The 24,579-nt window shown below is 66.7% G+C and carries 23 protein-coding genes; 12 read left to right on the top strand and 11 right to left on the bottom strand.

Annotated elements, in window-relative coordinates; all coding sequences use genetic code 11:
* Positions 1–2: 2 nt before the first annotated feature.
* Positions 3–434 (bottom strand): VOC family protein, encoded by a 432-nt coding sequence (locus ABDC78_RS28855; protein ID WP_178358093.1) that lies wholly within the window; start codon positions 432–434, stop codon positions 3–5.
* Between the two features lie 119 nt (positions 435–553).
* Between ABDC78_RS28855 and ABDC78_RS28850 the strand changes: the two genes are divergently transcribed.
* Both ABDC78_RS28850 and ABDC78_RS28845 read left to right on the top strand, forming a co-directional pair.
* Positions 554–2,218 (top strand): ABC-F family ATP-binding cassette domain-containing protein, encoded by a 1,665-nt coding sequence (locus ABDC78_RS28850; protein ID WP_178358094.1) that lies wholly within the window; start codon positions 554–556, stop codon positions 2,216–2,218.
* 11 nt (positions 2,219–2,229) lie between these two features.
* The gene (locus ABDC78_RS28845; protein WP_178358095.1) at positions 2,230–2,853 is read left to right on the top strand and encodes a flavin reductase family protein; all 624 of its coding nucleotides are present in this window, start codon (positions 2,230–2,232) and stop codon (positions 2,851–2,853) included.
* 20 nt (positions 2,854–2,873) lie between these two features.
* Here the strand turns inward: ABDC78_RS28845 and ABDC78_RS28840 are convergent, their stop codons facing one another.
* The 3 genes from ABDC78_RS28840 to ABDC78_RS28830 form a co-directional block, all read right to left on the bottom strand.
* Positions 2,874–3,473, bottom strand: a complete 600-nt coding sequence (locus ABDC78_RS28840) for a TetR/AcrR family transcriptional regulator (RefSeq protein WP_178358096.1) — start codon at positions 3,471–3,473, stop codon at positions 2,874–2,876.
* Positions 3,474–3,555: 82 nt separating this feature from the next.
* On the bottom strand, positions 3,556–4,338 hold the full coding sequence (locus tag ABDC78_RS28835; protein WP_178358097.1) for a 3-oxoacyl-ACP reductase family protein: 783 nt from the start codon (positions 4,336–4,338) through the stop codon (positions 3,556–3,558).
* Between the two features lie 149 nt (positions 4,339–4,487).
* Positions 4,488–5,729: an MFS transporter gene (locus ABDC78_RS28830; RefSeq protein WP_178358098.1), complete on the bottom strand. Its 1,242-nt coding sequence runs from the start codon at positions 5,727–5,729 to the stop codon at positions 4,488–4,490.
* Between the two features lie 159 nt (positions 5,730–5,888).
* Between ABDC78_RS28830 and ABDC78_RS28825 the strand changes: the two genes are divergently transcribed.
* Positions 5,889–8,138 carry a prolyl oligopeptidase family serine peptidase gene (locus ABDC78_RS28825; RefSeq protein ID WP_178358253.1) on the top strand — a complete coding sequence of 750 codons (2,250 nt, stop codon included), beginning with the start codon at positions 5,889–5,891 and terminating at the stop codon, positions 8,136–8,138.
* Here ABDC78_RS28825 and ABDC78_RS28820 read toward each other — a convergent pair.
* Positions 8,127–8,876 (bottom strand): MerR family transcriptional regulator, encoded by a 750-nt coding sequence (locus ABDC78_RS28820; protein ID WP_178358099.1) that lies wholly within the window; start codon positions 8,874–8,876, stop codon positions 8,127–8,129. The two genes, ABDC78_RS28825 and ABDC78_RS28820, sit on opposite strands and share 12 nt — an antisense overlap.
* A gap of 62 nt (positions 8,877–8,938) precedes the next feature.
* On the opposite strand from ABDC78_RS28820, the gene ABDC78_RS28815 reads away from it, so the two are divergent.
* From ABDC78_RS28815 to ABDC78_RS28805, 3 genes are read left to right on the top strand one after another with little or no spacing between them, the layout of a single operon-like run.
* Positions 8,939–10,819, top strand: coding sequence for a S9 family peptidase (locus ABDC78_RS28815; protein WP_178358100.1), 1,881 nt, complete (start codon positions 8,939–8,941; stop codon positions 10,817–10,819).
* Positions 10,816–11,487 carry a DUF3159 domain-containing protein gene (locus tag ABDC78_RS28810; RefSeq protein WP_178358101.1) on the top strand — a complete coding sequence of 224 codons (672 nt, stop codon included), beginning with the start codon at positions 10,816–10,818 and terminating at the stop codon, positions 11,485–11,487. Before ABDC78_RS28815 ends, ABDC78_RS28810 begins: the two co-directional genes overlap by 4 nt.
* Before the next feature lie 47 nt (positions 11,488–11,534).
* A complete protein-coding gene (locus tag ABDC78_RS28805; RefSeq protein ID WP_178358102.1) occupies positions 11,535–11,741 on the top strand; it encodes a zinc-ribbon domain-containing protein in 207 nt (68 codons plus the stop codon).
* A 10-nt stretch (positions 11,742–11,751) separates the two neighbouring features.
* Here the strand turns inward: ABDC78_RS28805 and ABDC78_RS28800 are convergent, their stop codons facing one another.
* Genes ABDC78_RS28800 through ABDC78_RS28790 form a run of 3 tightly spaced genes read right to left on the bottom strand, consistent with a single transcriptional unit; the run spans position 11,752 to position 15,639 of the window.
* Entirely contained in the window at positions 11,752–13,356 is a 1,605-nt protein-coding gene (locus ABDC78_RS28800) for a DASS family sodium-coupled anion symporter (RefSeq protein WP_178358103.1), read from the bottom strand.
* A gap of 33 nt (positions 13,357–13,389) precedes the next feature.
* A complete protein-coding gene (locus ABDC78_RS28795; RefSeq protein WP_178358104.1) occupies positions 13,390–14,508 on the bottom strand; it encodes a glycerate kinase in 1,119 nt (372 codons plus the stop codon).
* A 36-nt stretch (positions 14,509–14,544) separates the two neighbouring features.
* Positions 14,545–15,639, bottom strand: coding sequence for a tartrate dehydrogenase (locus ABDC78_RS28790; protein ID WP_178358105.1), 1,095 nt, complete (start codon positions 15,637–15,639; stop codon positions 14,545–14,547).
* A 141-nt stretch (positions 15,640–15,780) separates the two neighbouring features.
* On the opposite strand from ABDC78_RS28790, the gene ABDC78_RS28785 reads away from it, so the two are divergent.
* On the top strand, positions 15,781–16,719 hold the full coding sequence (locus ABDC78_RS28785; protein ID WP_178358106.1) for a LysR family transcriptional regulator: 939 nt from the start codon (positions 15,781–15,783) through the stop codon (positions 16,717–16,719).
* Here the strand turns inward: ABDC78_RS28785 and ABDC78_RS28780 are convergent.
* On the bottom strand, positions 16,682–17,104 hold the full coding sequence (locus tag ABDC78_RS28780) for a pyridoxamine 5'-phosphate oxidase family protein (protein ID WP_178358107.1): 423 nt from the start codon (positions 17,102–17,104) through the stop codon (positions 16,682–16,684). The genes ABDC78_RS28785 and ABDC78_RS28780 overlap by 38 nt on opposite strands.
* Entirely contained in the window at positions 17,101–17,940 is an 840-nt protein-coding gene (locus ABDC78_RS28775) for an NAD(P)H-binding protein (protein WP_178358108.1), read from the bottom strand. The genes ABDC78_RS28780 and ABDC78_RS28775 overlap by 4 nt, the downstream gene beginning before the upstream one ends.
* Before the next feature lie 82 nt (positions 17,941–18,022).
* Between ABDC78_RS28775 and ABDC78_RS28770 the strand changes: the two genes are divergently transcribed.
* The gene (locus ABDC78_RS28770) at positions 18,023–18,964 is read left to right on the top strand and encodes an AraC family transcriptional regulator (protein ID WP_178358109.1); all 942 of its coding nucleotides are present in this window, start codon (positions 18,023–18,025) and stop codon (positions 18,962–18,964) included.
* A gap of 67 nt (positions 18,965–19,031) precedes the next feature.
* Positions 19,032–20,585: an alpha/beta hydrolase gene (locus ABDC78_RS28765; RefSeq protein WP_178358254.1), complete on the top strand. Its 1,554-nt coding sequence runs from the start codon at positions 19,032–19,034 to the stop codon at positions 20,583–20,585.
* Positions 20,586–20,589: 4 nt separating this feature from the next.
* Here ABDC78_RS28765 and ABDC78_RS28760 read toward each other — a convergent pair whose 3' ends face one another.
* Positions 20,590–21,744 (bottom strand): MFS transporter, encoded by a 1,155-nt coding sequence (locus ABDC78_RS28760; protein ID WP_178358110.1) that lies wholly within the window; start codon positions 21,742–21,744, stop codon positions 20,590–20,592.
* Between the two features lie 18 nt (positions 21,745–21,762).
* Here ABDC78_RS28760 and ABDC78_RS28755 point away from each other — a divergent pair, with 18 nt between their 5' ends.
* The 3 genes from ABDC78_RS28755 to ABDC78_RS28745 all read left to right on the top strand — a co-directional run bounded on the left by ABDC78_RS28755 (position 21,763) and on the right by ABDC78_RS28745 (position 24,571).
* Entirely contained in the window at positions 21,763–22,341 is a 579-nt protein-coding gene (locus ABDC78_RS28755) for a TetR/AcrR family transcriptional regulator (RefSeq protein WP_178358111.1), read from the top strand.
* An 87-nt stretch (positions 22,342–22,428) separates the two neighbouring features.
* Complete coding sequence (gene ampC / locus ABDC78_RS28750; RefSeq protein ID WP_178358255.1) at positions 22,429–23,538, top strand: class C beta-lactamase; 1,110 nt, start codon at positions 22,429–22,431, stop codon at positions 23,536–23,538.
* Positions 23,531–24,571 (top strand): PHB depolymerase family esterase, encoded by a 1,041-nt coding sequence (locus tag ABDC78_RS28745; protein WP_178358112.1) that lies wholly within the window; start codon positions 23,531–23,533, stop codon positions 24,569–24,571. The genes ampC and ABDC78_RS28745 overlap by 8 nt, the downstream gene beginning before the upstream one ends.
* Positions 24,572–24,579 lie beyond the last annotated feature (8 nt).

Here is a 24,579-nt window from a genome sequence, read left to right as displayed (position 1 = left end):
GCTCAGCCGAGGGGTGCGGTCAGCTCGATGTTGATGTCGTCGGGATCCTGGATCGACAGGATGGCGATGCCGGCATCGTCCAGATCGATGATCTCGCCGTGGGTGATGCCGGCCGCGGCCAACGCCTCGCAAGCGGCCTCGAGATCGGAACGCGCCGACACGGCGAAGCTGACATGGTCGAGGCCCGTTCGCGTGGAATCAAACGCGGAATCGCCCACCGGACGTAACCCGAAGAGCGTGCCCTGCGGCGTCTGATAGACGACGCCGCCGTAGAACTGTTCGGCGGAATCCTTGACGCCGGGCTCCGCCGCCTGAGCCGACGCATCGATGGCTTTCGGCCACCCGAAGAGCTCGTCGTAGAACTTCTTGGATCGGCCGATGTCGGTGACGGTCAGTCGGACGTGAGCGAATCCGGAGCTGTTGATGTGTGCCATCACGATGGTCTACCCACGCGGGTCGGGGAACAGACCATGAGTCCGGCGCGGTCATGCTCTGGTCACAGACCTCGTGCCGCCGGTGCGTGCCGGCACGCCCACGATGAGACCATTGGGCCATGACCGCAACGCTTGTCGCGAAGGATGTGGCCGGCGGTTTCGCCCACCGCACCCTTTTCGAGGGGCTGGATGTGACCGTGGCGCCGGGTGATGTCCTGGGAGTCGTCGGCGCCAACGGAGCCGGCAAGAGCACCCTGCTGAGGATCCTCGCCGGTGACCTGGAACCGCTCGAGGGCACCGTCAGCATCACGCCGGGCGACGCGTTCGTCGGATGGCTGCCGCAGGAGCACGAGCGCGTTCCCGGGGAAACCGTTGCCGGGTACATCGCACGGCGTGCGGGATGCACGGAAGCGACGCGGGCCATGGACGCAGCAGCGGCGGCACTGGCAGAGCCGGAGAATGGTTCCGCCGGTGCGGATCCGGCCGGCACGTACTCCGCCGCGCTGGACCACTGGCTCGCCACCGGGGCGGCGGACCTCGACGAACGGGTGCCCGCCGTGCTGGCCGACCTGGGCCTGGGCTCCGATGCGGTGCGACCGGGATCGACTCTGATGACGGATCTGTCAGGTGGGCAGGCGGCGCGGGTGGGCTTGGCCGCGCTGCTGGTGTCGCGGTTCGACATCGTCCTGCTCGATGAGCCCACCAATGATCTCGACCTCGACGGACTCGCCCGGCTGGAGCGCTTCGTCGGCGAGCTGCGCGGTGGCGTGGTGCTGGTGAGCCATGATCGGGAATTTCTGGCCCGCACCGTGACTCGGGTACTCGAGCTGGACCTCGCGCAGAACACCACCACGGTGTTCGGCGGCGGCTACGAGAGCTATCTCGAGGAGCGTGAGGTCGGGCGTCGGCACCGGCGGGAAGAGTACGAGGAGTTCGCCGACAAGAAAGCCGACCTGGTGGCGCGGGCACGCACCCAACGGGAATGGTCGAGCCAGGGTGTCCGCAACGCCATGCGCAAGTCACCCGACAACGACAAGATCCGGCGGCGCGCGGCGACGGAGTCCAGTGAGAAGCAGGCGCAGAAGGTCCGCCAGATGGAGAGCCGGATCGCCCGTCTCGAGGAGGTCGTCGAGCCGCGCAAGGAGTGGACACTGGAGTTCACGATCGGCACGGCGCCACGGTCGAGCGCGGTGGTGGCGACACTCGACAATGCCGTTGTGCGCCAAGGCGACTTCGTCTTGGGTCCGGTGTCACTTCAGGTCGATTCCGGTGAGCGGATCGGCATCACCGGCCCCAACGGGGCCGGCAAGTCGACACTGCTACGTCTGCTCCTTGGCCGCCGTCAGCCCGATGACGGCCGTGCGAGTTTGGGAGCCAATGTGGCCATCGGTGAAATCGACCAGGCGCGTGCCGATTTCACCGGAAACGAACGACTTGTCGACCGTTTCGAGCAGCGAGTGCCGTCGTGGTCGACGGCCGAGGTACGCACGCTGCTTGCCAAGTTCGGACTGGGTGCCGACCATGTCGAACGCGCGGTGGACGATCTCTCGCCCGGTGAGCGGACCCGCGCCGGACTGGCGTTGTTACAGGCTCGCGGCACCAACGTGTTGGTTCTCGACGAGCCCACCAACCACCTCGATCTCGCGGCCATCGAGCAACTCGAGCAGGCGCTCGAAACCTACGAGGGTGCCTTGCTGTTGGTGACGCATGACCGCAGGATGCTGCAGAACGTGCGATTGGATCGTTCGTGGCTGGTCGACAACGGCCGTGTCGCAGAGATGTAGGGAGATATCCAATGGCCGGCGCAGGGGCGCACTTCTATCGAACCGAGGACGGACCGGGGCTGCCCCACGATCCGTTCAACGCGATCGTCGGCCCCCGGCCGATCGGCTGGATCTCCAGCCAGAACGCTGCCGGCGTACAGAACCTCGCCCCCTACAGCTTCTTCAACGGCTTCAACTACCGCCCACCGATCGTCGGGTTCTCGTCGATCGGCTGGAAGGACAGCGTGGCCAACGTCGACGCCACCGGCGAATTCGTCTGGAACCTCGCCACCCGCGAACTCGCGACGGCGATGAACGAAACCGCCGCCACACTTCCTCCCGAGGACAACGAGTTCGACCGCAGCGGACTGACCGCGGTCCCGTCCAGCCTTGTCGCCGCACCGCGTGTGCTCGAGAGTCCGGTCAACTTCGAATGCCGGCTCACGCAACTCATCAGGCTCAGCGACACCGAAGGCGACGCGGTCGACGCCTGGTTGGTCCTCGGTCAGGTCATCGCCGTCCACATCGACCCGCAGTGGTTGGTCGACGGTGTGTACGACACCACCGGTCCCCGGCCGATCCTGCGTGCAGGCGGACCTGCCGGCTACTGCGAGATCGGGCCCGAAACCGCATTCAGCATGAAACGTCCGACCTGAGATGTAGACAGGGCAGCTGATCAGAGCCGCTGCCTCTCAGTGCTTTTCGCTGCAAGCGCGGCCGACACGGCCGCCTGGACGCCGTGGCCGGCGGCGACGATGGGCTCGGTGGAGCGCAGCGTGCGACAGAGCACGAACGCGCCCTCCAGTGCTGTCAGGGTGACCAGGGCCAGCTGTCGACTCTGCTCCTCGGACACGTCGAGCTGTGCAAACCACTGGGTGAGCGCGCCCAGCCAGATCTCGAAGACCCGGGCGGCCTCCTGCCGGAGGTGGTCGTTGGTGCTCGCCACCTCCAAGGCGATGGTCTCGATGGAGCATGCCTCGCTGTAGTCCTGCGATTCCATCAGCTTGCCCGCGTTCGCGAACAATGTAGGAACCCCACTGGCGGGGTCGGTGTGCCTCAGCTGAGTCCCGACGAACTCGCCGTAGCGGACTCCTTCGGACCGGATGACCTCAGCGGTGATCGCTTCCTTACCGCCCGGGAAGTGGTGGTAGATCGAGCCGAAGGGTGCCTTGGCCGCACTCGAGATCTGTTTGAGGCCGGTCGCGGACATGCCCTGGCGTCGGTAGAGCTCGGCGGTCGCCTCCAGTATCCGGTCGCGGGTGCTCGGATCTGCCATGACGGTCCCTCCTTGTGCTGGCTGAGGGGAAGCATATCGCCACCGGCTAGAACGATCTATCAAGGCTAGCGGAGGGACTTGCTCAGGCGTTGAATCCGCCGTCGACGGTCCACGTCGCGCCGGTCACGTAGCCCGACTCCGGAAGCGCGAGATGGGCCACCACACTGGCGATTTCGTGTGCCTGACCGTAGCGGCCGATGGCCAGTGATGCGCGATTGACGCGGGCGAGGTCGCCGTCGTCGTCCGGGTTCATCTCTGTCGCGGTGGGACCTACCGCGATGTTGTTGACCGTGATGCCCCGCGGACCCAACTCACGTGCCAACCCCTTCGTCAGTCCCGAGACCGCGGCCTTGGTCATCGCATACACCGAGAGGTTCGGCACGTTCACGCGATCGCCACTGACGCTACCGATGGTGATGATGCGACCACCGCCGTCCATATGCGGCACGGCTGCCTGAACGGCGGTGAACACACCGCGCACGTTGACGGCCACCAGACGATCGAACTCGTCCAGGGGAAAGGACTCGATCGGCGCCATGTGTGCGACGCCGGCGTTGTTGACGAGGATGTCCAACCCGCCCAGGCGGCGGGCGGTCTCATCGACAGCACCACGCATCGCCTCGGCGTCTGCGCTGTCGGCGTGCAGCGCGGCCACCGTCGAACCCGACTCCGAGGCCAGCGCAACCACTTCCTGGGCGCGCTCCGGCGACGAGTTGTAGGTGAAGGCCACCGACGCTCCGTCGCCGGCGAGGCGGCGCACGATGGCGGCGCCGATGCCGCGGGAGCCTCCGGTGACCAGCGCACGGTGCCCGGTCAGCGGTTTCGGTGACGTGTGGGTGTAATGCTCGGGGGCGGAGGTGCCCATGGTCTGTCTCCTGTCGATGGTGGGCTTGCCGTGCTGTGACCCGTTGGCTCGGCGCAGAACTGACAGGTGCACTTCGGTATCGATCAGTACCCAACTCGGGTCTGCAGCGCGGAATTCCCTGCCCCTCGGATCCCGGACACGCAGGCGCACTAGCGTCGGACCGTCGATTCGGCAGGTCGCCCGTCGATATCGTCGGCCGGTTCCAGATCGGTGAGTGCCCGGGATATCAGCACGGCGGCCGCGACCGCGACCCAGACCGCGACGACGGTGCATGCGGCGGCAACCGGTGACGCGTACTCGGCGACCACCGCGGCAAGTCCGATACCGGCGGGCGCGGCGACCTGAAGTAGCGCGTTCTGCACGCTGAGCACCCGTCCGCGCACCGAATCCGCTATTCGCTCGGCCTGCAACACACCCAACACGGCGCCCAGCACCGCGTTGCCGACACCGATCAGGGCCGCCCCCGCGAACACCACCGCGGGCGAGGTCAGCGTGGCGATCAGACCAAGCCCCGCGGTGGTGCCGATCAGGGCGGAGGTCATCCAGAACCGTCGCCGCAGGCGTGCCCCCACGGTCGCAAAAATGACTGTGCCACAGAACATCCCGACTGCCAGCGCCGTCAGCACGAACCCCAGTAGGTCAGGCCGGGAGAGCTGGCTGAAGTACAGCGGCAACACCAGGCCCTGCAACCCGCCGATCACGATCACCAGTCCCACGGTCAGAGCGACTGTGCCGCTGAGGAATCGGCTGTGGCGAAGCGCTGCCGCTCCCGCCGTCAGCTGAGCCCACAGAGACTCTCGCTGTGCGGGAGCCTGGTCGACGGCACCGAGCCGGTGTGGCATCACGAGGGTGAGCAGTGCCGCGGCAGCCGACGTCGCTGCGGTGAGGTACAGGACGGTGCTGCCATCGAACAGCGACAGCAGAGTGCCGGCGGCCGCAGGCCCGATCACCAGCGCTATCGACGTCATCGACTGACGCAGGCCGACCAGTCTCTCCAGTGTCACGCCCGTATGCCTGGCCACCGCCGGTACCAGCACCTGGCGCGCGGTCATCCCTGGAACGTCGCCGAAAGAGCCGGCGATCGCGAGCGCGATGAACCACCCCATGTTCAAACCCCAGAACACATCGACCAGCGGGATGGCGGCGACGGCCACCGCCGACACGATATCGGCGAGCACCGAACAGGTCCGGCGGTTGAGGCGGTCGAGCACGATGCCTGCGGTCAACCCGACGAGCAACGCGGGAACGGCGGTCGCCGCCGAGACGGCGCCAACGCTCAGTGGGCTACCCGTGGTCTGCAACACGATCAGCGGTAGCGCCACAGCAGCGATCCCGTTACCGAACAGGCTCAGAAAGTGTGAGCCGAGGTAGGCGGCGGCGACCAGCGACATGCCTCAAGCGGACACTGTGACGCCGCGGCGGAGTCAACCGCACGTCGCCGATCTTGACCATGCCGCGACGGCACGGTGTTTCCTCGAGTCGTGACGGACAACAACACGACACAGCCGAGCGTGCGCCTGACCGACTCCGATTACGCGCGTGCCGAGCAGATGCTCGCCCCGTACCGATTGAGGCGGGTCCCCGGCACCACGGTGACACCGGAATGGCTCTCCGAGGGAAGACGATTCTCCTACCAGGTCGGTGGTCGCTTCGTGGTGGTCGATCCCCGAGACGGCAGCCGCGACGACGCATTCGACCACGATCGGCTGGCGGGCGCCCTGTCCGAGGCCTCCGGTCATGCCGTCACCGCCGATGACCTGCCGATCACCGGGGTCGAACTCGGCGACGGCGATACGACGCGGTTCACCGCGTTCGGGTCCGCGTGGGAATGGTCGGACACTGCCGGCACGTGTTCCCGAGCCGACGACGACCATCAGCACGCACTCGACGAGGTGCCGTCGCCGGACAAGTCGTGGGTGGCATTCAGTCGCGACGGCAACATCTGGGTCCGGCGGGCGGGAGCGAAACGACCCGGGGAATCGGACGGGGCGCATGACGGCGCGCGTGACGGCGAGCAGGAGTTCCCGCTCACCGACGACGCCGAACCGCAGTTCGACTACGGCGGACTGCCCGAGGCGACCGGCGCGCGTTCGCTGATGCGCATTCTCGGACTGCCGCAGCCCATCGTGCTGCACTGGTCGCCGGATTCGACCCGAATTCTGGTGCATCGCCTCGACCAGCGCGACCTGCCTGAGCTGGTGCTCGTCGAGTCCGCGCCGTACGACGGCGGACGCCCGGTCGAGCACCGCTCCCGCTACCCGATGCCGGGGGAAGAGTCGCAGGCGAGCATGTCGTGGACCGTCCTGGACGTCGTCGAGCGCACGGTGGTCCGGCAGCAGGGCGAGCCGACGACGGTCACGCATCCGAGCGCCATCGTGTACCCATGGTGGACGGGCAAATCCGGAGAATCGGTGCACTACCTTCACCAATCGCGTGATGCCCGGACGCTGGAGTTGCGCCGCGTCGACCCGACCACTGGCGAGACGACCACGTTGATCAGTGAGACCGGCGAAACCCGGGTGGATCCGACTCCGCTGCTGGGTGAGCCGCCGATGACGCGGGTGCTCGACTCCGGGGAGATCCTGTGGTGGTCGCAGCGTGACGGTTGGGGGCATCTCTATCTCTACTCAGCCGATGGGCATCAGGTCACCCAGGTCACCACCGGGCAGTGGCTGGTCCGTCGCGTGTTGTGGGTGGACGAAGATCGCCGACAGGTGTGGTTCCTGGCGGGTGGGCTCGTCGAGGACGACCCGTACGTCCGCCAGATCTGCCGGATCGGTCTCGACGGCTCCGGGTTCACCCGGATCACCGACGACACCGTCGATCACGACGCGGTGAGTCCACCCGAAGGCGGCTACCTGGTGGACCGGGCGTCGACGTCGAGTCAACCGCCGCATACGGTGGTCCTCGACGGTGACGGGCAGGTTCTGGTGGAGCTCGAATCCCCTGACACCGCTGCGCTGGAAGCGGTCGGATGGCGTCCGCCCGAGCGTTTCCGTGTGACCGCCGCCGACGGCAAGACCCCGATCTACGGCCTGCTGTGGCGACCGCACGGGTTCGACCCGCAGCGACGCTATCCGGTGATCGAGCACATCTATCCCGGGCCGCAGAACTTCCGGGCGGGCCCGTCGTTCAACGAGATGCACTTCGGCGAACCAGAAGCCTATGCCGCGTTGGGCTTTGTGGCAGTCGCGATCGACGGCCGCGGAACCGCGGGGCGCAGCAAGGCCTTTCACGATCACTCTTACGGCGACCTGGGCAACGCCGGCGCGCTGGATGACCATATCGCCGCAATCCGCGAACTCGGCCACCGGTATCCGTGGCTCGACACCGGGCGGGTCGGGATCACCGGCCAGTCCGCGGGCGGTTTCGCCGCGGCCCGCGCCGTGCTGATGTACCCCGACCTCTATCGGGTCGCGGTCGCGGTGTCCGGCAACCACGACAACGCGGTGAACCTCACGATGTGGGCCGAGCATTACCACGGTGACGTGAGCGACGAGGGGAAGCAGGCGATCTCCAACGTGCCCCTGGCCGGCAATCTGGCGGGCAAACTGCTGCTCATCCACGGCGAGCTGGACGACAACGTTCAGCCCGCCCACACGATGCGCCTGGCGGATGCGCTCATCAAGGCGGACAAGGACTTCGACATGGTGATCATCCCGGGAGTCGAACACGCCCTGATCGGCCGCCAGCACTATTTCGTGAAGCGCACGTGGGACTTCTTCGTTCGGCATCTGCACGGCTCCGAACCGCCGAGCTACCGCCCGGCGCCGCTGCCGCTGCCGCCGCTAGCGGGCTGATCCGTCCCAATCAGCGTTGGCGCGCATGATCTCCCGGGTGCGGCGGAGGACATCGAGCTGTGCCGAGTTGTACAGCTCTGACATCGCTTCGGCGATGGTCTCGTCGACAAAACGCTCGCCCTTCGGGGCATCCGTCCGGGATTCGAGCAGCCGGGGGTGTGCTTCGTAGATTGCGTGGATGTACGGAGCCAGGCCCTCGGCGATGTCTTGGCGTGTCGCCTCGTCGGCGTCGTCCGGTAGATCGTCGAACGCCAGTGACGCCGGCTCGTCGGGAGCGTTCTGCAGAAGGTCGGCGTAGATCTCAAGTCCCTGCGGCCCGAGCACACGGGTCAGCACGATGACCAGCGAACGATCGGCATCGGACATCTTGGCCATCGCGCTCGGCGGTACGAAACCGGGTGGCAGGTCGGTGGGCGCGGATTTCTCGAGAATCAGACCCAACTCCACCCGGGCGCGCTGCAGCCGATCGATGGTGGCGGCGAGTTCGGCGTCCAGGGACCGCAGCGCTTCTTCGGGATGGTCGTCGGTGTCGTCCATGTCGGCGATCTGGGTCAGTGAGAAACCCAGATCGGTGAGTCGTTTGATCCGCACCAGCCGCACCAGGTGGGCGACGCCGTACTGCTTGTAGCCATTGCTGCGCCGTTCCGGCTCCTCGAGCAGACCGACCTGGTGATAATGCCGAACTGCGCGCAGGCTGGTGCCCGCGAGCTCAGCAATTTCGCGGGTACTCCATGCCACCGCTCCATTGTCCACAGTCGTCGGCTTGACTGTGCCGCAGCGTCCGGGTGTGTCCTGGGAACATGGCAACACACGCGCACCTCCCGGTTGAGGATCTCTTCGCTCCACCAGTACGAACCCTGGCGACGATCTCGCCGGACGGCACCAGGATCGCCTACCTGGCACCGTGGAAGAACCGGCTGAACGTCTGGGTGGAGGACGTGGACGGCGGAACTGAGCCGCGTTGCGTCACCGCCGACGCGACCCGCAGCGTCATCAACTACCAGTGGACTGATGATCCGCGGTGGATGCTGTACACCCAGGACAGCGGCGGCGACGAGAACTGGCACATCTACCGCGTCGATCTCGACGACCCGGCGGCGCCGGCCGTCGATCTCACGCCGTTTCCGGGGATCAGGACCTATTTCGAGTTGCTGCCCGGCCGCCCCGGCAAAGCCATGGTCGGGATGACCAAACGGACGCCGCTGCTCGCCGACGCGTACGAACTCGACATCGCCAGCGGCGAATTGACCCTGCTCGCCGAGAATCCCGGAAAGGTTGCCGGCTGGTTCGCCAGCCGCAACGGTGACCTGTTCGGCTACTCCTTGACCACCGACGGTGACGTCGAACTGTCGACATGGGAGCCCGACCAGCAGGCACTTCGCACCCTCGCGGTGTACGACGGCGCCGATTACACGTTGAGCATCTGGCCGATGGTGGTCACGCCTGACGGCAAGGGCTTGTGGCTCGGCTCGAACCGGAATCCGGACCGGACGACGCTGGTGCGGTTGGACGTCGCCACCGGTGAGGAGACCGATGTCCACCACCATCCGAACTTCAGCATCGACCCGATGGGGGGCGTCGCCCCCGTACTTCCCCAGCCACTGATCCTCAGCCAACGGACCGGTGAGCTGCTCGCAGTCCGTTATCTCGGCGAGCGACAGGTGATTCAGCCGCTGGATCCGGACTTCGCCGACGTGCTCGAGAACTTGGAGGCGTTGTCCGACGGCGACCTGGGCAAGATCTCCTCGGACGACACCGGGAACCGCTGGGTGGTCAGCTTCATCCACGATCGGGAGCCCGGAGTCACCTACTACTACGACCATGCGAGCGGCGAGAGCCGGGAGTTGTTCCGGCCGCTCCCGCATCTGGATCCCGAGGCGCTGGCGCCGATGAAGCCGGTCACCATCCGCTCCCGCGACGGGCTGGATCTGCATTCGTACCTGACGCTGCCGTTGGGTGCGACGGGCCCGGCACCGCTGGTGCTGCTTGTCCACGGCGGTCCGTGGTTCCGTGACTCCTGGGGGTTCCAGCCCGACGTGCAGCTCCTGGCCAACCGCGGCTACGCCGTGCTGCAGGTCAACTTTCGGGGTTCCACCGGCTACGGGCAGGGCTTCGTGAAGGCGGCGATCGGCGAGTTCGCCGGCAAGATGCACGACGACCTCATCGACGGAGTGAACTGGGCCGTAGAGCAGGGCTATGCGGATCGCGATCGGGTGGCGATCTTCGGTGGCTCCTACGGCGGGTACGCCGCGCTGGTCGGTGTCACCTTCACCCCGGACGTGTTCGCCGCGGCCATCGACTATGTGGGCATCTCCAGCCTGGCGAACTTCATGCGGACCCTTCCCGAGATCGCCCGGCCGCATCTGGCCAACAACTGGCACCTGTTCGTCGGGGACCCCAATGACCCGCAGCAGGAGGCGGACATGCTGGCCCGATCCCCGATCACCCGGGTGGATCAGATCCGCACCCCACTGCTGGTGGTGCAGGGCGCCAACGACTCTCGAGTCGTTCAGGCCGAATCCGACAACCTCGTGGAGGCGCTGCGGGACCGCGGAGTCGACGTCGAGTACATGGTCAAAGAAGACGAGGGGCACGGGTTCCTCAACCCCGACAACGTGATCGACATGTACCGGGCCGTGGATCGGTTCCTCGCCGAACACCTCGGTGGTGGGAACGCATGACCGAAGCGGAGAAGCCGAAGACCCTTCTGGAACAGATGGGCGGAGTGTCGGGGCTGGTGGCGGCCAGCGTGCCGACCTTCGCCTATGTGATCGCCAACGCGATCGCGGGATTGGACGCTGCCGTGGTCGTGGCCATCAGCGCCAGCGTCGGCCTGATCGTGCTGAGGAAAGTGCGTAAGCAGCCGATCCAGCCGGCCGTCTCGGGACTGCTGGGGGTCGCCGTCGCATCGCTGATCGCGTTCTACACCGGCTCAGCGGAGGGCTATTTCCTCCCGGGCATCTGGATGAGTGTGGCGTTCGCCGTCGTGTTCGCGGTTTCCGTGGTCGTGAGGCGGCCCCTGGTGGGCGTGATCTGGAATGCGCTCACCAGCGCAGGGGAGCGAACGGTGTGGCATACAGACCGCAAGGCGCTGCACGCTTTTGACATCGCGACCCTGACGTTCGTGGCGGTGTTCACTGCGCGCTACGTCGTCCAGGACTGGCTCTACGACGCCGGTTCCACCGGCTGGTTGGCGGTCGCGCGGATCGCCATGGGCTACCCGCTGCTGGCGCTGGCACTTCTGGTCACGTGGTGGGCGGTGCGCCGTGCTCGTGCACAGCTGCAGGCTGCGGCAGACGAACGACTCACCACACCCGCGGAATCTGGAACGTCATCAGTGTCGCCGTGAGGTGCGCGAGTCGCTGAACATCGGACGACGATCCCTACTCTGGTGCCATGTTGTTCTTTCTCTTCGGCTACGGCACCAAGCAGAAGCACCTGGGCGCCGGGGAGGTTCGGACATGTCCGAGGTGCCACAACACCACGCAGTGGGCGCGTGTCCGGGAGTTCAAGCAGTTCACGTTGTTCTTCATCCCGGTGGCACGCTGGAAGCGCAGGCAGTTCGAGGTCTGCGGTATCTGTGGAACCGCGGTCGCCGGCTGAACGCCCCCGATCAGCCGCCTAATCCGATCAAGGCGATCATCACGGGCAGGGCGACGATGATGAGGATGGCGCCCAGGATGTCGAACGAGAAGCCGGTGCGGATCATCGTGGTTATCCGCACCGCCCCGGATCCGTAGACGATGGCGTTCTGCGGTGTGGACACCGGCAACATGAACCCGAATGATGCGGCGAATGTGGCAGCCAGCGCGGGCACGAAGGGGTTGACCCCCGCTGCGATCGCCACCGGGATGATGATCGGCACCACCACCGCAGCCGAGGCGGTGTTACTGGTCGTCTCCGAGACGACGATGGCCAGGATCACCGCAAAGATCGTGATGGGCACGATGCTGGACAGACCGAGCGCGCTGTCGACGGACGTGCCGATCGTCTCGGCGAGTCCGGTCGCAGCGAGCAGGGCGCCGAAGATGATGCCGGTCCCGAACAGAACGATGGTGCCCCAGTCGATATCGGCGGCATCGCGCCAGCGCAGGGTGAACTCCCGCTGGGCCCAGTCGGTTGGCAGCAGGTACAACAGTGCCGCGCCGAACACGGCTACCATGCCTTCGTCGAGGCGGTCGCTGACAAAGGTGTAGACATCTGAGTCGTTGCCGGCAATGAGCGCGACGATGCCGGGAAAGATCCACAAGCTGACGGTGACTCCGAAGGCGATCAGGGTGTTCTTCTCGGCGCGAGAGAGCTTGCCCATCTCCGCCCGCTGCTCGGCGACGTAGTCAGCGACACCGTCGATGCGCTTGAGCTCCGGACGATTGAGTCGAATCACGATGAACGCCAAAGCGACAAACATGAGGAGACAGATCGGTGCGGCCATCGCGACCCACTGCGCGAAGCTGATGCGCTCGCCCGTGGCTTCTTCGATCAGACCGCGCCCGATCAGGTTCGGGGGGCTACCGACCGGTGTCAGGAGGCCGCCAACACTGGCCCCGTAGGCGAGCATCAGCATGATCGCAGCCCCCACCCGAAGCCGCAGTGGGTCGAAGTCCTCCTTGACGATTCCGCGATCCTGCATGAGCTTGGCGATGACACCGAGAATTCCCAAAGCGGTGGGCAGCATCATGGCGACGGTCGCGGTGTTGGAGACGAAAGCCGATAGCAGCGCGGTGATCACGCCGAATGCCACGATGACGCCCGTGGTCGACTGCCCGACGCGCGGTAGCGCGAGGATGCGGAACGCGAACCGCCGGGCCAGACCATGTTTGAGCATGGCCTGCGCGAGGATGAACGCGCCGATGAAGGTGAAGATGGTCGAGGAGCCGAAGGCGCCGAGGACGTCGTCGGCGGGGGCGACGCCCAGGAAAACGACGACGGCGACACCCAGCAATCCGCCGATCGGGATGGGTACTGCCTCGGAGATCCACAGGATGATGACGCCCAGCAGGACGCCCGCCAGGGTCTGCTGCTGGGGTTCCATGCTCAGCGGTAGCGCAAGAAACACGATGGTGACCAGCGGGGCCAGGAAGAGGCCGATGGTGCGCCGGCCCTTCTCGAAGCGCTCCTCGGCAGGAGAGAGTTTCTGCTCCCCGAGACTGCGGTAGGTGGCGCTGCCAAGCAGTGCCTTGTCGACGTCAGTGCGCCGACCTTGATGTGCGGTTGTCATGGCTTCTCCGTGGAGTGAGTTGGATGTGAGGAATCAGGCCCGCTGAGTGACCAGCGGTAGTGACCGGCCGATCCGGGCCCCGATGACGCGCAGTAGTTCGGAGGTACGGATGCGATCTGAGGCGGTGTCCACGTCAGTCAGGTCGGCCACGGCGTGTATCGCGACGAATCGTTCACGGTCGGAACGAAGTTCGTCCCGCCCCACAACCGCGACGACCGGAAGGAGCGCCGCTCGCTGTAGGACTGCGGCCGGCAACTTGCCGGCCAGGGTTTGATCGTCGAGTCTGCCTTCACCGGTGATCACCATGTCGGTGCCGGACAGATGGTGGTCGAACCCCAGCAGGTCGAGGAAGAAGTCCGCGCCCGAGACCAGATCCGCGCCCAGCAGTGCTGCCGCGAATCCGCATCCTCCTGCCGCACCCGCTCCGGCGGATACGGCAATGTCCTCGGCATCCGTCCAACCGGACCGGCGGGCGGCCTCGGTGAAATTCCGCAGCCCGGCCTCGAGTTCAGCAATCTGATTGCCTGTCGCTCCTTTCTGCGGACCGAAGACCGCCGCTGCGCCCGTCCCGCCGAGCAGGGGGCTGATGACGTCCGTGGCGACGACCACGTCGATGTCCTCGAGATCGACGGCGCGCGTCGAGTCGACAGTGTGGATTCGGCCGAGGTTTCCCGCGGATGGGTCGAGAAGGCGGCCGCGGTCATCCCGGAACTGAAACCCCAGTGCCGCAAGCATTCCGACACCGCCATCGGTGCTGGCGCTGCCGCCGAGTGCCAACACGAGGGTGCGGGCGCCTGATCGGACGGCGTGGACGAGGGCCTCACCGAATCCGTGGCTGGATGCCTGGATCGGTGCCAGCTGTCCGGGCGGCAGAGTCGCCAACCCGCAGGTCCCGGCGAGCTCGACGACAGCGGTGTTCTGCCGTATGGCGATGGCGGCGCGGTGTCGTCGTCCGAGCGCGTCGCGCACCGAACATTCGACACGGGAGAACCCCGCTGCGGCGGCGGCGTCGATGCTGCCGTCGCCTCCGTCCGCCAGCGGCAGCATGTCACTGTCGACACCTGCATCAGCGAGCCCCGAGGCCAGGTGTGCGGCGACTTCGGCGGCCGAAAGGCTGCCCTTGAATTTGTCAGGGGCGATGAGGACTCGCACGGGTATCTCCCCTCTCGTCTACCGGGTCGTCTCGGGTCAGGCGTCGAGCAGTGCAGGGCTCAGAGCAGCGATGATCGCGTCGGTGAGCTCCTCAGTGGTGGCGGTGCCCCCGAGGTCCCGAGGCAACACCCCGCCGGCGGTGGTGGCTTCGATCGCTGCATCGATCAGGCGCGCCTCAGCGGCGAGCCCGAGGTGCGCGAGCATCAAGGCGGCGCTGGCGATGGCACCGATCGGGTTGCAGATGCCCTGACCGGCGATGTCAGGGGCGGTGCCGTGCACCGGTTCGAACATGCTCGGAAAGCGCCTCTCGGGGTTGAAATTTGCGCTGGAGGCGAGGCCGAGGCTGCCGGCGAGGGCAGAGCCGAGATCGGAGAGAATATCGGCGTTGAGGTTGGACGCGACGACGACGGAGAGCTGCTCGGGGTGCAACACGAACTTGGCGCTCATCGCATCAACGAGCACACTTTCGGTCTCGACATCCGGATAATCCTGCGCGACTCGGGCGAAGACTTCGTCCCACAACACCATTCCGTACTGCTGGGCATTGGATTTGGTGACGCTGGAGACCTTCTTGACCGTGCGGGTGCGTGCCAGTTCGAAGGAGAAACGAATGATCCGCTCGCACCCCTTTTCGGTGAACAGAGCTGTCTGCAGGGCGACCTCGTTGCCGGGCCCGCGGCTGCTGAGATTTCGGCCACCCAGCCCGGCGTACTCCCCTTCGCTGTTCTCCCGGACGACAACCCAATTCAGCTCGGTGTCGTCGGCCCTGCGGAGCGGCGAGGTGACACCGGGCAGGAAGTTGACCGGCCGGATGTTGGCCCACTGGTCGAAGCCCTGGGTGATCGCCAGGCGCAGACCCCACAGGCTGATGTGGTCCGGTACGTTCTCCCAACCCACCGCGCCGAAGTAGATCGCGTCGAAGGGCTGAAGCGTCTCGAGTCCGTCGGCGGCCATCATCCGACCGGTCTGCTCGTAGTACTCACATCCCCATGGGAATTCGGTCCATTCGAACTCGAAGCGGTCGTCGGACTGCTCGGCGAGGCGGTCGAGTACGCGCCTTCCTGCGGCTACGACCTCCTTACCGACTCCGTCGGCGGGGATCGCGGCGATCTTGAACGTCTGCTGGGCCATGGGGTCTCCTGGAAGGGTCGGTGTAGTGCAGGTCACACCACTTCGTCCCTATTCCACGTCTCCCCGGCTTGCCGCGTCCAAGACGTAATTGCGATCCGAGTCATAGGCTGGGCCTATAAAGCGAGCTGAAAGGGCGGTTCGATGGAGGTTAGGCAGTTGAAGTTCTTCCTCGCCGTGGTTGATCACGGAGGCTTCAGCAAGGCGGCCGAGGAGTTGATGGTTGCGCAGCCGTCACTGTCCCAAGCGATCGCAGGGTTCGAGCGCGAGCTCGCCATGCCGCTGTTTCACCGCGTCAACCGCGGTGTCGTGCTCAGCGACGCGGGCCGGGCGCTGGTCGGCCCGGCGCGGGTGGTGCTGCGTGACATCGACGAAGCACGCGAAGCGATGAACGAACTCAGGCAGCTCCGCGGTGGCCGGGTGGATCTGATCACGATGCCTTCACCGGGCATGGAACCGCTGACCACGATTCTGACGACGTTCGCCCAGAGCCATCCACATGTCACCATCAATTCCCAAGCGGGCTTCACCCCCGAGGAGATCATCCGAAGTGTGCGCTCGGGGAGCTCTGAGATCGGAATCCTGGGCTCGCCGGAGCCGGTGCTGGCCGCAGATCTGGCAGTGGTGCCGCTGGAAAGCCAAGCGCTGGTGCTCATCTCAGGGCCGGACGGCGGCCCCGACGGCGGTGTCGTGCACCGGCACGAACTCAGCGGTAGCCGGCTGATCGTGTCGCAACGCGGCTCCCTGATGCGCGCACTCGTCGACGAGGTGCTCGCTGAAGGCGTCCAGGTCACGATCGCCGCCGAGATCGCCCACCGGACATCGATCCTGCCCATGGTCATCAACGGGTTCGGCCAAGCGGTGATGCCGTCGGCGTGGACCCGCACAGCCCGAAGGTCCGGGGCCCGGGTGCAGCGCATCGTCCCGGAGTCCTACCTGCATGTGGCCGCTGTCAGTCGCCGCATCCACCTGACGGCCCCGGCTTCGGCGCTGATGGACGTCGCCCGGGCCTACGGTGCGCAGTCTGCGGTGGCCGACGTGCCGGTCAGAACGTCAAGCGACTCACGCTCTCCGGGTGGATGACGAGGCGAACGTAGTCCTCGGCCATGATTTCCGTGAAGTCGCGGGCGCGGGTCGGGTCGTCGAGGTCCCAGTACCGGGCCGCCAGACGCGCGGCCAGATCGTGCGCGCCATCGGGTTCCACCGTGGTCCGGCCGGCCACCGAGACCCAGCGCTCCCGCTCACCCACGGGGGCCGCGACGACGAGCGAGGCGCGGGGGTCGCGTCGCAGTCGACGAATCTTCACCGTGTCCGGGCCGGTGAACAATTGGATGGTGCCCTCGGCAGTGACCTCGAACCACACCGGCCGCGGCTGCGCCGGGACCGGGCCGGCGGCCACGGACAGGAAACCGTACAGGGGCCGCCGGAGGAGTTCGAGGTCCTCCCCGGTCAGCGAATCGGTGCTCATCGCCGCCACGCTCCACTGGCGGCGGTCCGCACGACGTAATCCTCGAACGTGCGAGGGTCCCGTCCCAGCACGGTGGCGACACCGTCGGTGGTGTCCGCTAAGAGTCCGCGGTCCATCATCACGAACATGTCGGCGACATGCTGGGCGTCGCCCTCGCTGAGGCCTTCCTCGACCAACCCGGCGGTGTACTCGGCAGGAGAGACCTGCTTGTAGGTGATGAGTTGTCCAGTGGCCCTGGAGATCAGCTCGACGGCATCGGCAAAGGTCAGAGCGCGCGGTCCGGTCATCTCGTAGATCTGTCCGGCATGGCGGCCGGGCTGGGTCAACACTGTTGCCGCGACGTCGGCGACGTCTTCGAGGTCGATGAACGGCTCGGGGACATCACCGGCCGGCAGTGCCAGCTCACCTGCCAGGAGAGGGGCGTGAAACACGTCCTCGTCGAAGTCCTGGGCGAAGTTGTTGGGCCGCAGAATGGTCCACTCCAGCGATGAGCTGCGCACCGCGTCCTCGGCGTCGCGCATGTCCAGCCCGAACGTGGAATCACCCCAGGTGTCGGCGCCGCGCCCCGACAGCAGAACCAGGCGCTGCACCCCCGCGGACTCGGCCCGAGCGACGAAGTCGTGCACGGGTCCGACGACGGTCGGGGGCACGACATAGACGGCTGCGACCCCCTGCAGGGCGCCGTCCCAGCTGCCGGGGTCGGACCAGTCGAAGCGGGTGGCGCTGGACCGGGACGCGGCGCGCACGGGGACGTCCCGGATGCGCAGCCTGGGGACGACGCGGCGCCCGGTCTTGCCTGTCGCGCCGAGAACAAGGGTGTTGTTGTCAGTAGTCATGACACCGATTGAACCCGCAACAATCGGACGAATCCATGGGTGAAAGCCCGAATGGCCTGTTCATTCGTCTAACCTCGATGGCATGGACGTGTTCGGTGACCTGTTCCGGGGGGTGCGGGCCCACGGCTCGCTTTTTGGCAGTTCCACCCTGACCGCGCCGTGGGCGCTCCACTTCGTGGACGGCGCCCCGCTGACCCTGTGCACCGTCATCGGCGGCTCGGGTTGGATCGTGCCCGAGCATGGCTCGCCCGAGCCGTTGCGGGCGTACGAAACGGTTGTCGTGCGGGGGCCTGCGACGTTCACGTTCGTCGACCGACTCGACACGACGGCGGAACCGATTGCGTGCGGGGAGTTCTGCGCGACACCCGAGCACGGCGGCACCCGGCACCGGCTCGGCTGGAGCGACACCGACCCCGGCATGGCCGACGCGACGACGTTGATCGTCGGCGCCTACCCGGTGCGCGGCGAGATCAGTCGTCAGTTGCTCGACGTTCTGCCCGTCGTGCTGCGGGTGGAGGCCGGCGGCACGGGTGACGCCGTGCTCGACCACCTCGCCGCCGAGGTCGCCGCCGACATCCCGGGGCAGCAGGTGGTGTTGGACCGGTTGTTGGACTGGATGCTGGTATGCACGCTGCGTGAGTGGTTCGACAGGCCCGGCGGACAACCGCCCGCCTGGTGGGCGGCCCAGCGGGACCCGGTCGCCGGCCACGCATTGCGCCTGATGCACGCCGAGCCTGCGGCGCCATGGACGGTCGCCACGCTGGCCGATCGCATCGGCGTGTCGAGATCGACGCTGGCGAAGCGGTTCACCGAGTTGGTCGGTGAACCGCCGCTGACATATCTGACCCGCTGGCGAATGACGCTGGCGGCGGATCTGCTGATCGAGAAACACGAGGCGACCGTGGCTGCGGTCGCCCGCACCGTGGGCTACTCCGAACCGTTCGGATTCAGCGCGGCCTTCAAACGAGTTCGGGGTGTCAACCCCAGCGAGTTCCGGCGCACCGCCACCGCGTCGAGCGCCTGACCCGGGGCTCGACCAGGGCGTGTTTTGACTGTGCCCCGGCGGCACAGTCTCCAATGGGCGGGTGAAGATGCGGCATTCAGTGCGATCCGGCGGCGCGTTCGTTGCACTCCTGGTCCTGATGACGGGCTGTGCGACGGCACCGCAAGAAGCGCCACCGCCGCACGACGCGTCGACGTCCGGACTCGACCGGTTCTACGGTCAAGAGCTCTCCTGGGGAGCGTGCGAGGACTATGCGATCACGACGATCGAGCAGGTGGTCTTCGCAGGCGCTGAAACGGCCGAGTGCGGCCGCCTCGAGGTGCCGCTGGACTACCAGGATCCCGAAGGCAGGACCGCGAAGCTCGCCGTCATGCGGGTTCCCGCGCGAGGCGAGGCGATCGGTTCTCTCGTCATGAACCCGGGAGGTCCGGGTGGCTCGGGGTTGTTCGGCGCCGCCGCCACGGCCGCGTCGCTGCCGGAAAGCCGAGTGACCGAACGCTTCGACATCGTCGGCTTCGATCCCCGCGGGGTGGGTGCCTCAGAGCCGGCGATCGACTGCTACTCCGATGCCGAAGCCGAGCGTGGGGACGTGTGGCTGTCCACCCAGGGCAGCACTGTCGAATGGTCGCAGGAGGATACGAAGCAGATCTTCGACCGGTGTGCCGAGGGCTCCGGCGGGGCCGAGGTGCTCGCCGGCGTCGGCACCCGGGACGCTGCCCGCGACATCGACGTGCTGCGCGCGGTGCTCGGTGACGAGCAACTCACATTCCTGGGGCAGAGCTACGGAACACGACTGGGTGCGGTGTACGCCGAGCAGTTCCCGCAGAACGTCCGAGCCATGCTCCTCGACGGCGGCATCGACCCGCACCAGGCGACGTTCGAGCGCCGCGTCGGCGCCTACGCCGGATTCCAAAGAGCTTTCGACCAGATGGCCGAGTTCTGTGTCACGCAGGACGACTGCCCGCTCGGCGACGATCCGGAGCGGGCTGTCGAGGTGTTCCAGCAGATCATGCGGCCGCTCCGCGGCGCGCCGATCCCGGCGTTGGATACCGAGCTCGACTTCGATGAAGGGATCGGCGGCGTGGTCTCGGGCCTCTACGCCGAGGAGGCGTGGCCGCGCATCATCACCGGTATCAACCAGGTCCGGCAGGGCAGAGGCGACGCGCTGCTGCAGATCGGCTACGACTTCGCCCTCAGCGGTCCCGAAATCGGCTGGACCAACCTGCCCGAAGCGAATTACGCCATCAACTGCATGGACGAGGATCGACTGACCGAAGAGCAGGGCAACGCGCTGCGCCGGGCGATTCTCGACGCCGCACCGTTCATGGATCCCGGCGTCGCCTTGACGGGAGCGCGCGACGGGTGTGAGCACTGGTCCGCCGAGCCGACGCTCGGTTTCCCGTACGCCACCGACATCGACGGGCTTGCGCCCACCCTTGTGGTGTCGATCACGGGAGACCCCACGACTCCGCACGCCGGCGGTGTCAATCTCGCGAGAACGCTTGGCAGTGCGCTGCTCACCGTCGAGGGGGAGGGGCACACTGTGGTGGCCGGGGGCACCAACGCGTGCGTCGACGACATCGCCGCCGACTACTTGATCGACCTCACGCTGCCACCGGCGGGTGCCACATGTCCTCTGTGATCGATCAGTGCTGACGGTCCAACGAGGCCGTGGCCGCGGCCGTGACGGGACGCACGACGGCGGCCGTGGCACCCGTCATCGCAAACAGGATGAACGTGGCAGTGGCTCCGTGTGCGTCGATCAGCGCACCCGCGGTGGGCGCGCCCAGGGCCTGACCGAGCGCAATCATGAAGAACGACAACCCGACTCCGAACGATGGCGAGTCCGGGTAGACCCGTGTACTCCACACCAGGAGCAGCCCCGTCAGCCCGATGTAGGCCGCCCCGAAGATGCTGACGGAGAGCATGATCGCGACGATGTTCCACGGGGCGATCGCGAGAACGACGGTAGCGCAGGACATCGCGAGGGTGGTGCCCACCCACGCATGCCTGAGGCCGATCCGTTGGGCCAGGTCGCCGCCGAACGCACCGGCGATACCCGCTGCCCCCAGCACCATCCACGCGATCGATGCGACAGCGACGCTGGCGGACCCGCCGGTGCTGATCTGATCGCGGCCGAAACTCCACACCGTGATGCTGCCGAGGCCGGTGAGCAACGACGCCAGCACCAGACCGAAACTCCCGGTGCGCCAACGTTGGACCTGCACCGGTTCGACGGCGGAGTCCGATGTGTCACCGACGTTGAATGCCACCCATATCGTCGTGACGGCGGCGATGACCGCGTACACGCCCCAGGCCAGTCGCCACTGGTCGAACAGGGCGAAGGCGATCGGGCCCGAGACGAGAACACCGACGCCGGTGCCGGCGTTCACGATGGTCTGAGCGCGGTCACCGGCGGCACCGCTGATCCGGTGCGCGATGGCCGCGGCCAGCGGTGGCGACGCGATGCCTGTGCTGGACCCGGCGATCAGCACCCCGACGGCCAGGATCAACGCCGAGGTTGCCAGCGCGACCATGGTCATGCCCAGCGTGGCGACAACTCCCGCGCCGATCGCCACCAACCGTGGTCCGAGACGTCTGGTCAACGTCGCGCTGGCGATGATCGCGACGCAGTAGCCGACATAGCTTCCGGCCGCGATGGTGCCCACAAGCGTGGAACTGAGGCCGAACTCTTCGGTGAGCACCGGCGTGAACAACCCGTACGCGAAGCGCGCGAACCCATAGCAGCACGCGATCAGCGCGGCACCCGACGCCACCAGCGAGTAGAACGATCGTTGCACTCGACCTATACTGTCAGCATGCCACCGATTCGGCAACCCGCCCGCGAACGCCTGCTGCGTGCCGCCGACGAGTTGTTCTACGCCAACGGAATTGCGGCCACCGGTGTCGACGCCGTCGTCTCGAGGGCCGGCGTGGCCACCGGATCGCTCTACAAGAACTTCAGCGGCAAGGACGACCTCGTCGCCGCGTACCTCACTGACCGCGACCAGCGCTTCCGCACGCTGTGGGAATCTCAGATCGATGCGGCGACCAGCCCGGTCGACCGACTGCTGGCCATCTTCGGCGCCACCGATGAGTGGGCGCGTCATTCGGATGTGCGGCGAGGATGTGCCCACGTCGCCGCGGCAGCACAGCTGCCGCAGGGCCACGCCGGCATCAGTGCGGCCGTCGAGCACAAGCGTTTTGTGATCACCCGGCTCACGTCACTGGCCGAGGCAGCCGGACTTCGCGATCCGTGTCGCGCGGCAGGCGACATCGCGCTGATCTACGACGGGATGCTCAGCGCACTGGCGATCGGCGTCGATGCGGCACCGGTCGAGCGAGGTCTGCGCCTGGCCGAGCTTGTCATCGAGCGGGAACGTCGACGGCGAATCTGACGGAAAGCACGAGTGCAGAGGAGTTTTCAGTTGCGAATCATCACCAGGGCGGTCACGGCACTGCTGTCGGTAGTCGTGCTGTGTGCGATGTCCATCGCGGGACCTGCCGCCGCACGTCCTGATGCCGTCGCCGCGGCGGTGGACGAAGCGTTCGGACCGCTGCTGGCCGAATACGGCATACCCGGGATGGCCGTCGCGGTGACGGTCGACGGCCGTCAGCACCACTTCACCTACGGAGTCGCGTCGCGGCAGAGTGCGGCCCCGGTGACATCCGAGACGATCTTCGAGATCGGTTCGTTGTCCAAGACTTTCACCGCGACCGCAGCCACCTACGCACAGGCACTCGGACGGATCTCACTCAACGAGCACCCCGGCACGTACCTGCCGGAGTTGGCGGGGCGCGCGATCGACAAAGCGACCCTGCTGAATCTCGGAACCTACACCGCCGGTGGGTTGCCGCTGCAGTTCCCGACGGACGTCACCGATGACGCCCAGATGCAGACCTACTTCCAGCAGTGGACACCTGATGCCGCCCCCGGCGAACAACGCCGGTACTCCAACCCCAGCATCGGACTGCTCGGCCGCGTCACCGCGATCTCCATGAACAGCAGTTTCACCGACCTGCTCCAGGGCCAGGTCTTCCCGAGACTCGGGCTGAGCCGCAGCTACATCGAGGTGCCGCAGTCCCAGATCGACGGCTACGCCTGGGGTTACGACGCCGACGACGTACCGACCCGGGTGAGCCCCGGCGTTCTCGACGCCGAGGCCTACGGCGTGAAGTCCACCGCGGCGGACATGCTCCGTTTCGTCGAAGCGAACATCGCGCCCGGTGGCCTGGAGGCGCCGATGCGCGAAGCAGTCGAGGCAACGCACACCGGGTACTTCAAGGTCAACGACATGGTCCAGGGACTGGGCTGGGAACGGTACCCGTACCCGGTGAGCCTGGACCAGTTGTTGGCCGGAAATTCACCGGACATGGCGATGCAGTCGAACCCTGTGACGGTTCTGACCGGGCAACCTGCGGCGGGTCCCACGCTGTTCAACAAAACGGGGTCCACCAACGGTTTCGGCGCGTACGCCGCATTCGTGCCAGACCAGCGGATCGGCATCGTGATGCTCGCGAACAAGAACTTCCCCATCCCCGCCCGGATCACCGCCGCCCATGCTGTCCTGCAACAGCTTTCCACTGGTGTCTAGCGGATTCGAGGCTCCTCGCAGACGTCGGCGATGGCCGTGGATCGTCTCCGGAATCGTCGGCGTCCTGGTGAGCGTGGCGGGCGCCGCGACGGCAGCGTTCCAGTACGGCCTTCCCTGGTGGATGGGGGAGGGTGACCACAATCGCGTCTACGACGGCGATGCCGGATCGGTGCGCTATCAGGTCCACCTTCCGCCGCAGTACGACGGCACGACTGCGTTACCGGTGATCATGGCGATCCACGGGTGCGGAATGACCGGCTACGGCTGGAATTCCATGAAGTCCACCACCCAGTTCAACAGCCTGGCCGACCGCGAGGGCTTCATCGTCGTGTACCCGACGCAGCGGATGTTCCGTAGCGCGGTCAACTGCTGGAACTCGGCCGATCCCCGGGAGCAGCATCGCCACACCGGCGACCCCGCGTTGCTCGCCGGGGTGGCTGGGGAGGTGATCGAGGAGTTCAATGCCGATGCGGCCCAGGTGCACGTCGCCGGGGCATCCTCGGGTGCCGGTACCGCGCTGATCCTCGCCGCGACCTACCCCGATGTGTTCGCGACGGCGACGTCGGTCGCCGGGGGTGAGTACGGGTTGAACCAGGTGGATCCGGAGGACCCCGACGCCACGGCACCGCAGTACACCGCACGCCAGGCGTGGTCGCAGATGGGCGAGCGTGCCCGGCAGGTGCCGCTGCTGGTATTCCAGGGCGCCGACGATGACGTCGTTCCGCCCCTTGTCGGGGCACGTCTGGTCGAGCACTGGACTGCGGTCGGTGATCTTGTCGACGACGGCCTTCTGAATGACAGCCTGCCGCTCGTCGAGGAAACCGGCACGGTGCCGTCCGTTCCCGGCCGGCATGCGTATACCCACACGACTGTCACTGCGCCGGAGGGCAACTCGATTGTCGAGTCGTACTTCGTGCAGGAGATGGGGCACGCGTGGCCGGGCCCCGACAGCGACGGCTTGTACACCGATCGCGCCGGTCCCGACGCCAGCGCGATCGTGTGGGATTTCGCCGAGCGTCATCCGATGGCCTAGCGGGAAGC

The sequence above is a fragment of the Mycobacterium sp. DL genome (assembly GCF_039729195.1).
Classification (GTDB): domain Bacteria; phylum Actinomycetota; class Actinomycetes; order Mycobacteriales; family Mycobacteriaceae; genus Mycobacterium; species Mycobacterium hippocampi_A.
This window is presented reverse-complemented; position numbering and strand designations above follow the sequence as displayed.

Coding starts and splice junctions, on each gene's coding strand:
- ABDC78_RS28775 (WP_178358108.1), bottom strand. CDS start 17,940: ATGACTACTGACAACAACACCCTTGTTCTCGGCGCGACAGGCAAGACC.
- ABDC78_RS28840 (WP_178358096.1), bottom strand. CDS start 3,473: ATGGCAGATCCGAGCACCCGCGACCGGATACTGGAGGCGACCGCCGAG.
- ABDC78_RS28770 (WP_178358109.1), top strand. CDS start 18,023: ATGGACGTGTTCGGTGACCTGTTCCGGGGGGTGCGGGCCCACGGCTCG.
- ABDC78_RS28790 (WP_178358105.1), bottom strand. CDS start 15,639: ATGGCCCAGCAGACGTTCAAGATCGCCGCGATCCCCGCCGACGGAGTC.
- ABDC78_RS28830 (WP_178358098.1), bottom strand. CDS start 5,729: ATGTCGCTGGTCGCCGCCGCCTACCTCGGCTCACACTTTCTGAGCCTG.
- ABDC78_RS28765 (WP_178358254.1), top strand. CDS start 19,032: ATGCGGCATTCAGTGCGATCCGGCGGCGCGTTCGTTGCACTCCTGGTC.
- ABDC78_RS28825 (WP_178358253.1), top strand. CDS start 5,889: ATGCTCGCCCCGTACCGATTGAGGCGGGTCCCCGGCACCACGGTGACA.
- ABDC78_RS28805 (WP_178358102.1), top strand. CDS start 11,535: ATGTTGTTCTTTCTCTTCGGCTACGGCACCAAGCAGAAGCACCTGGGC.
- ABDC78_RS28855 (WP_178358093.1), bottom strand. CDS start 434: ATGGCACACATCAACAGCTCCGGATTCGCTCACGTCCGACTGACCGTC.
- ABDC78_RS28800 (WP_178358103.1), bottom strand. CDS start 13,356: ATGACAACCGCACATCAAGGTCGGCGCACTGACGTCGACAAGGCACTG.
- ABDC78_RS28780 (WP_178358107.1), bottom strand. CDS start 17,104: ATGAGCACCGATTCGCTGACCGGGGAGGACCTCGAACTCCTCCGGCGG.
- ABDC78_RS28845 (WP_178358095.1), top strand. CDS start 2,230: ATGGCCGGCGCAGGGGCGCACTTCTATCGAACCGAGGACGGACCGGGG.
- ABDC78_RS28850 (WP_178358094.1), top strand. CDS start 554: ATGACCGCAACGCTTGTCGCGAAGGATGTGGCCGGCGGTTTCGCCCAC.
- ABDC78_RS28810 (WP_178358101.1), top strand. CDS start 10,816: ATGACCGAAGCGGAGAAGCCGAAGACCCTTCTGGAACAGATGGGCGGA.
- ampC (WP_178358255.1), top strand. CDS start 22,429: ATGTCCATCGCGGGACCTGCCGCCGCACGTCCTGATGCCGTCGCCGCG.
- ABDC78_RS28815 (WP_178358100.1), top strand. CDS start 8,939: ATGGCAACACACGCGCACCTCCCGGTTGAGGATCTCTTCGCTCCACCA.
- ABDC78_RS28755 (WP_178358111.1), top strand. CDS start 21,763: ATGCCACCGATTCGGCAACCCGCCCGCGAACGCCTGCTGCGTGCCGCC.
- ABDC78_RS28835 (WP_178358097.1), bottom strand. CDS start 4,338: ATGGGCACCTCCGCCCCCGAGCATTACACCCACACGTCACCGAAACCG.
- ABDC78_RS28785 (WP_178358106.1), top strand. CDS start 15,781: ATGGAGGTTAGGCAGTTGAAGTTCTTCCTCGCCGTGGTTGATCACGGA.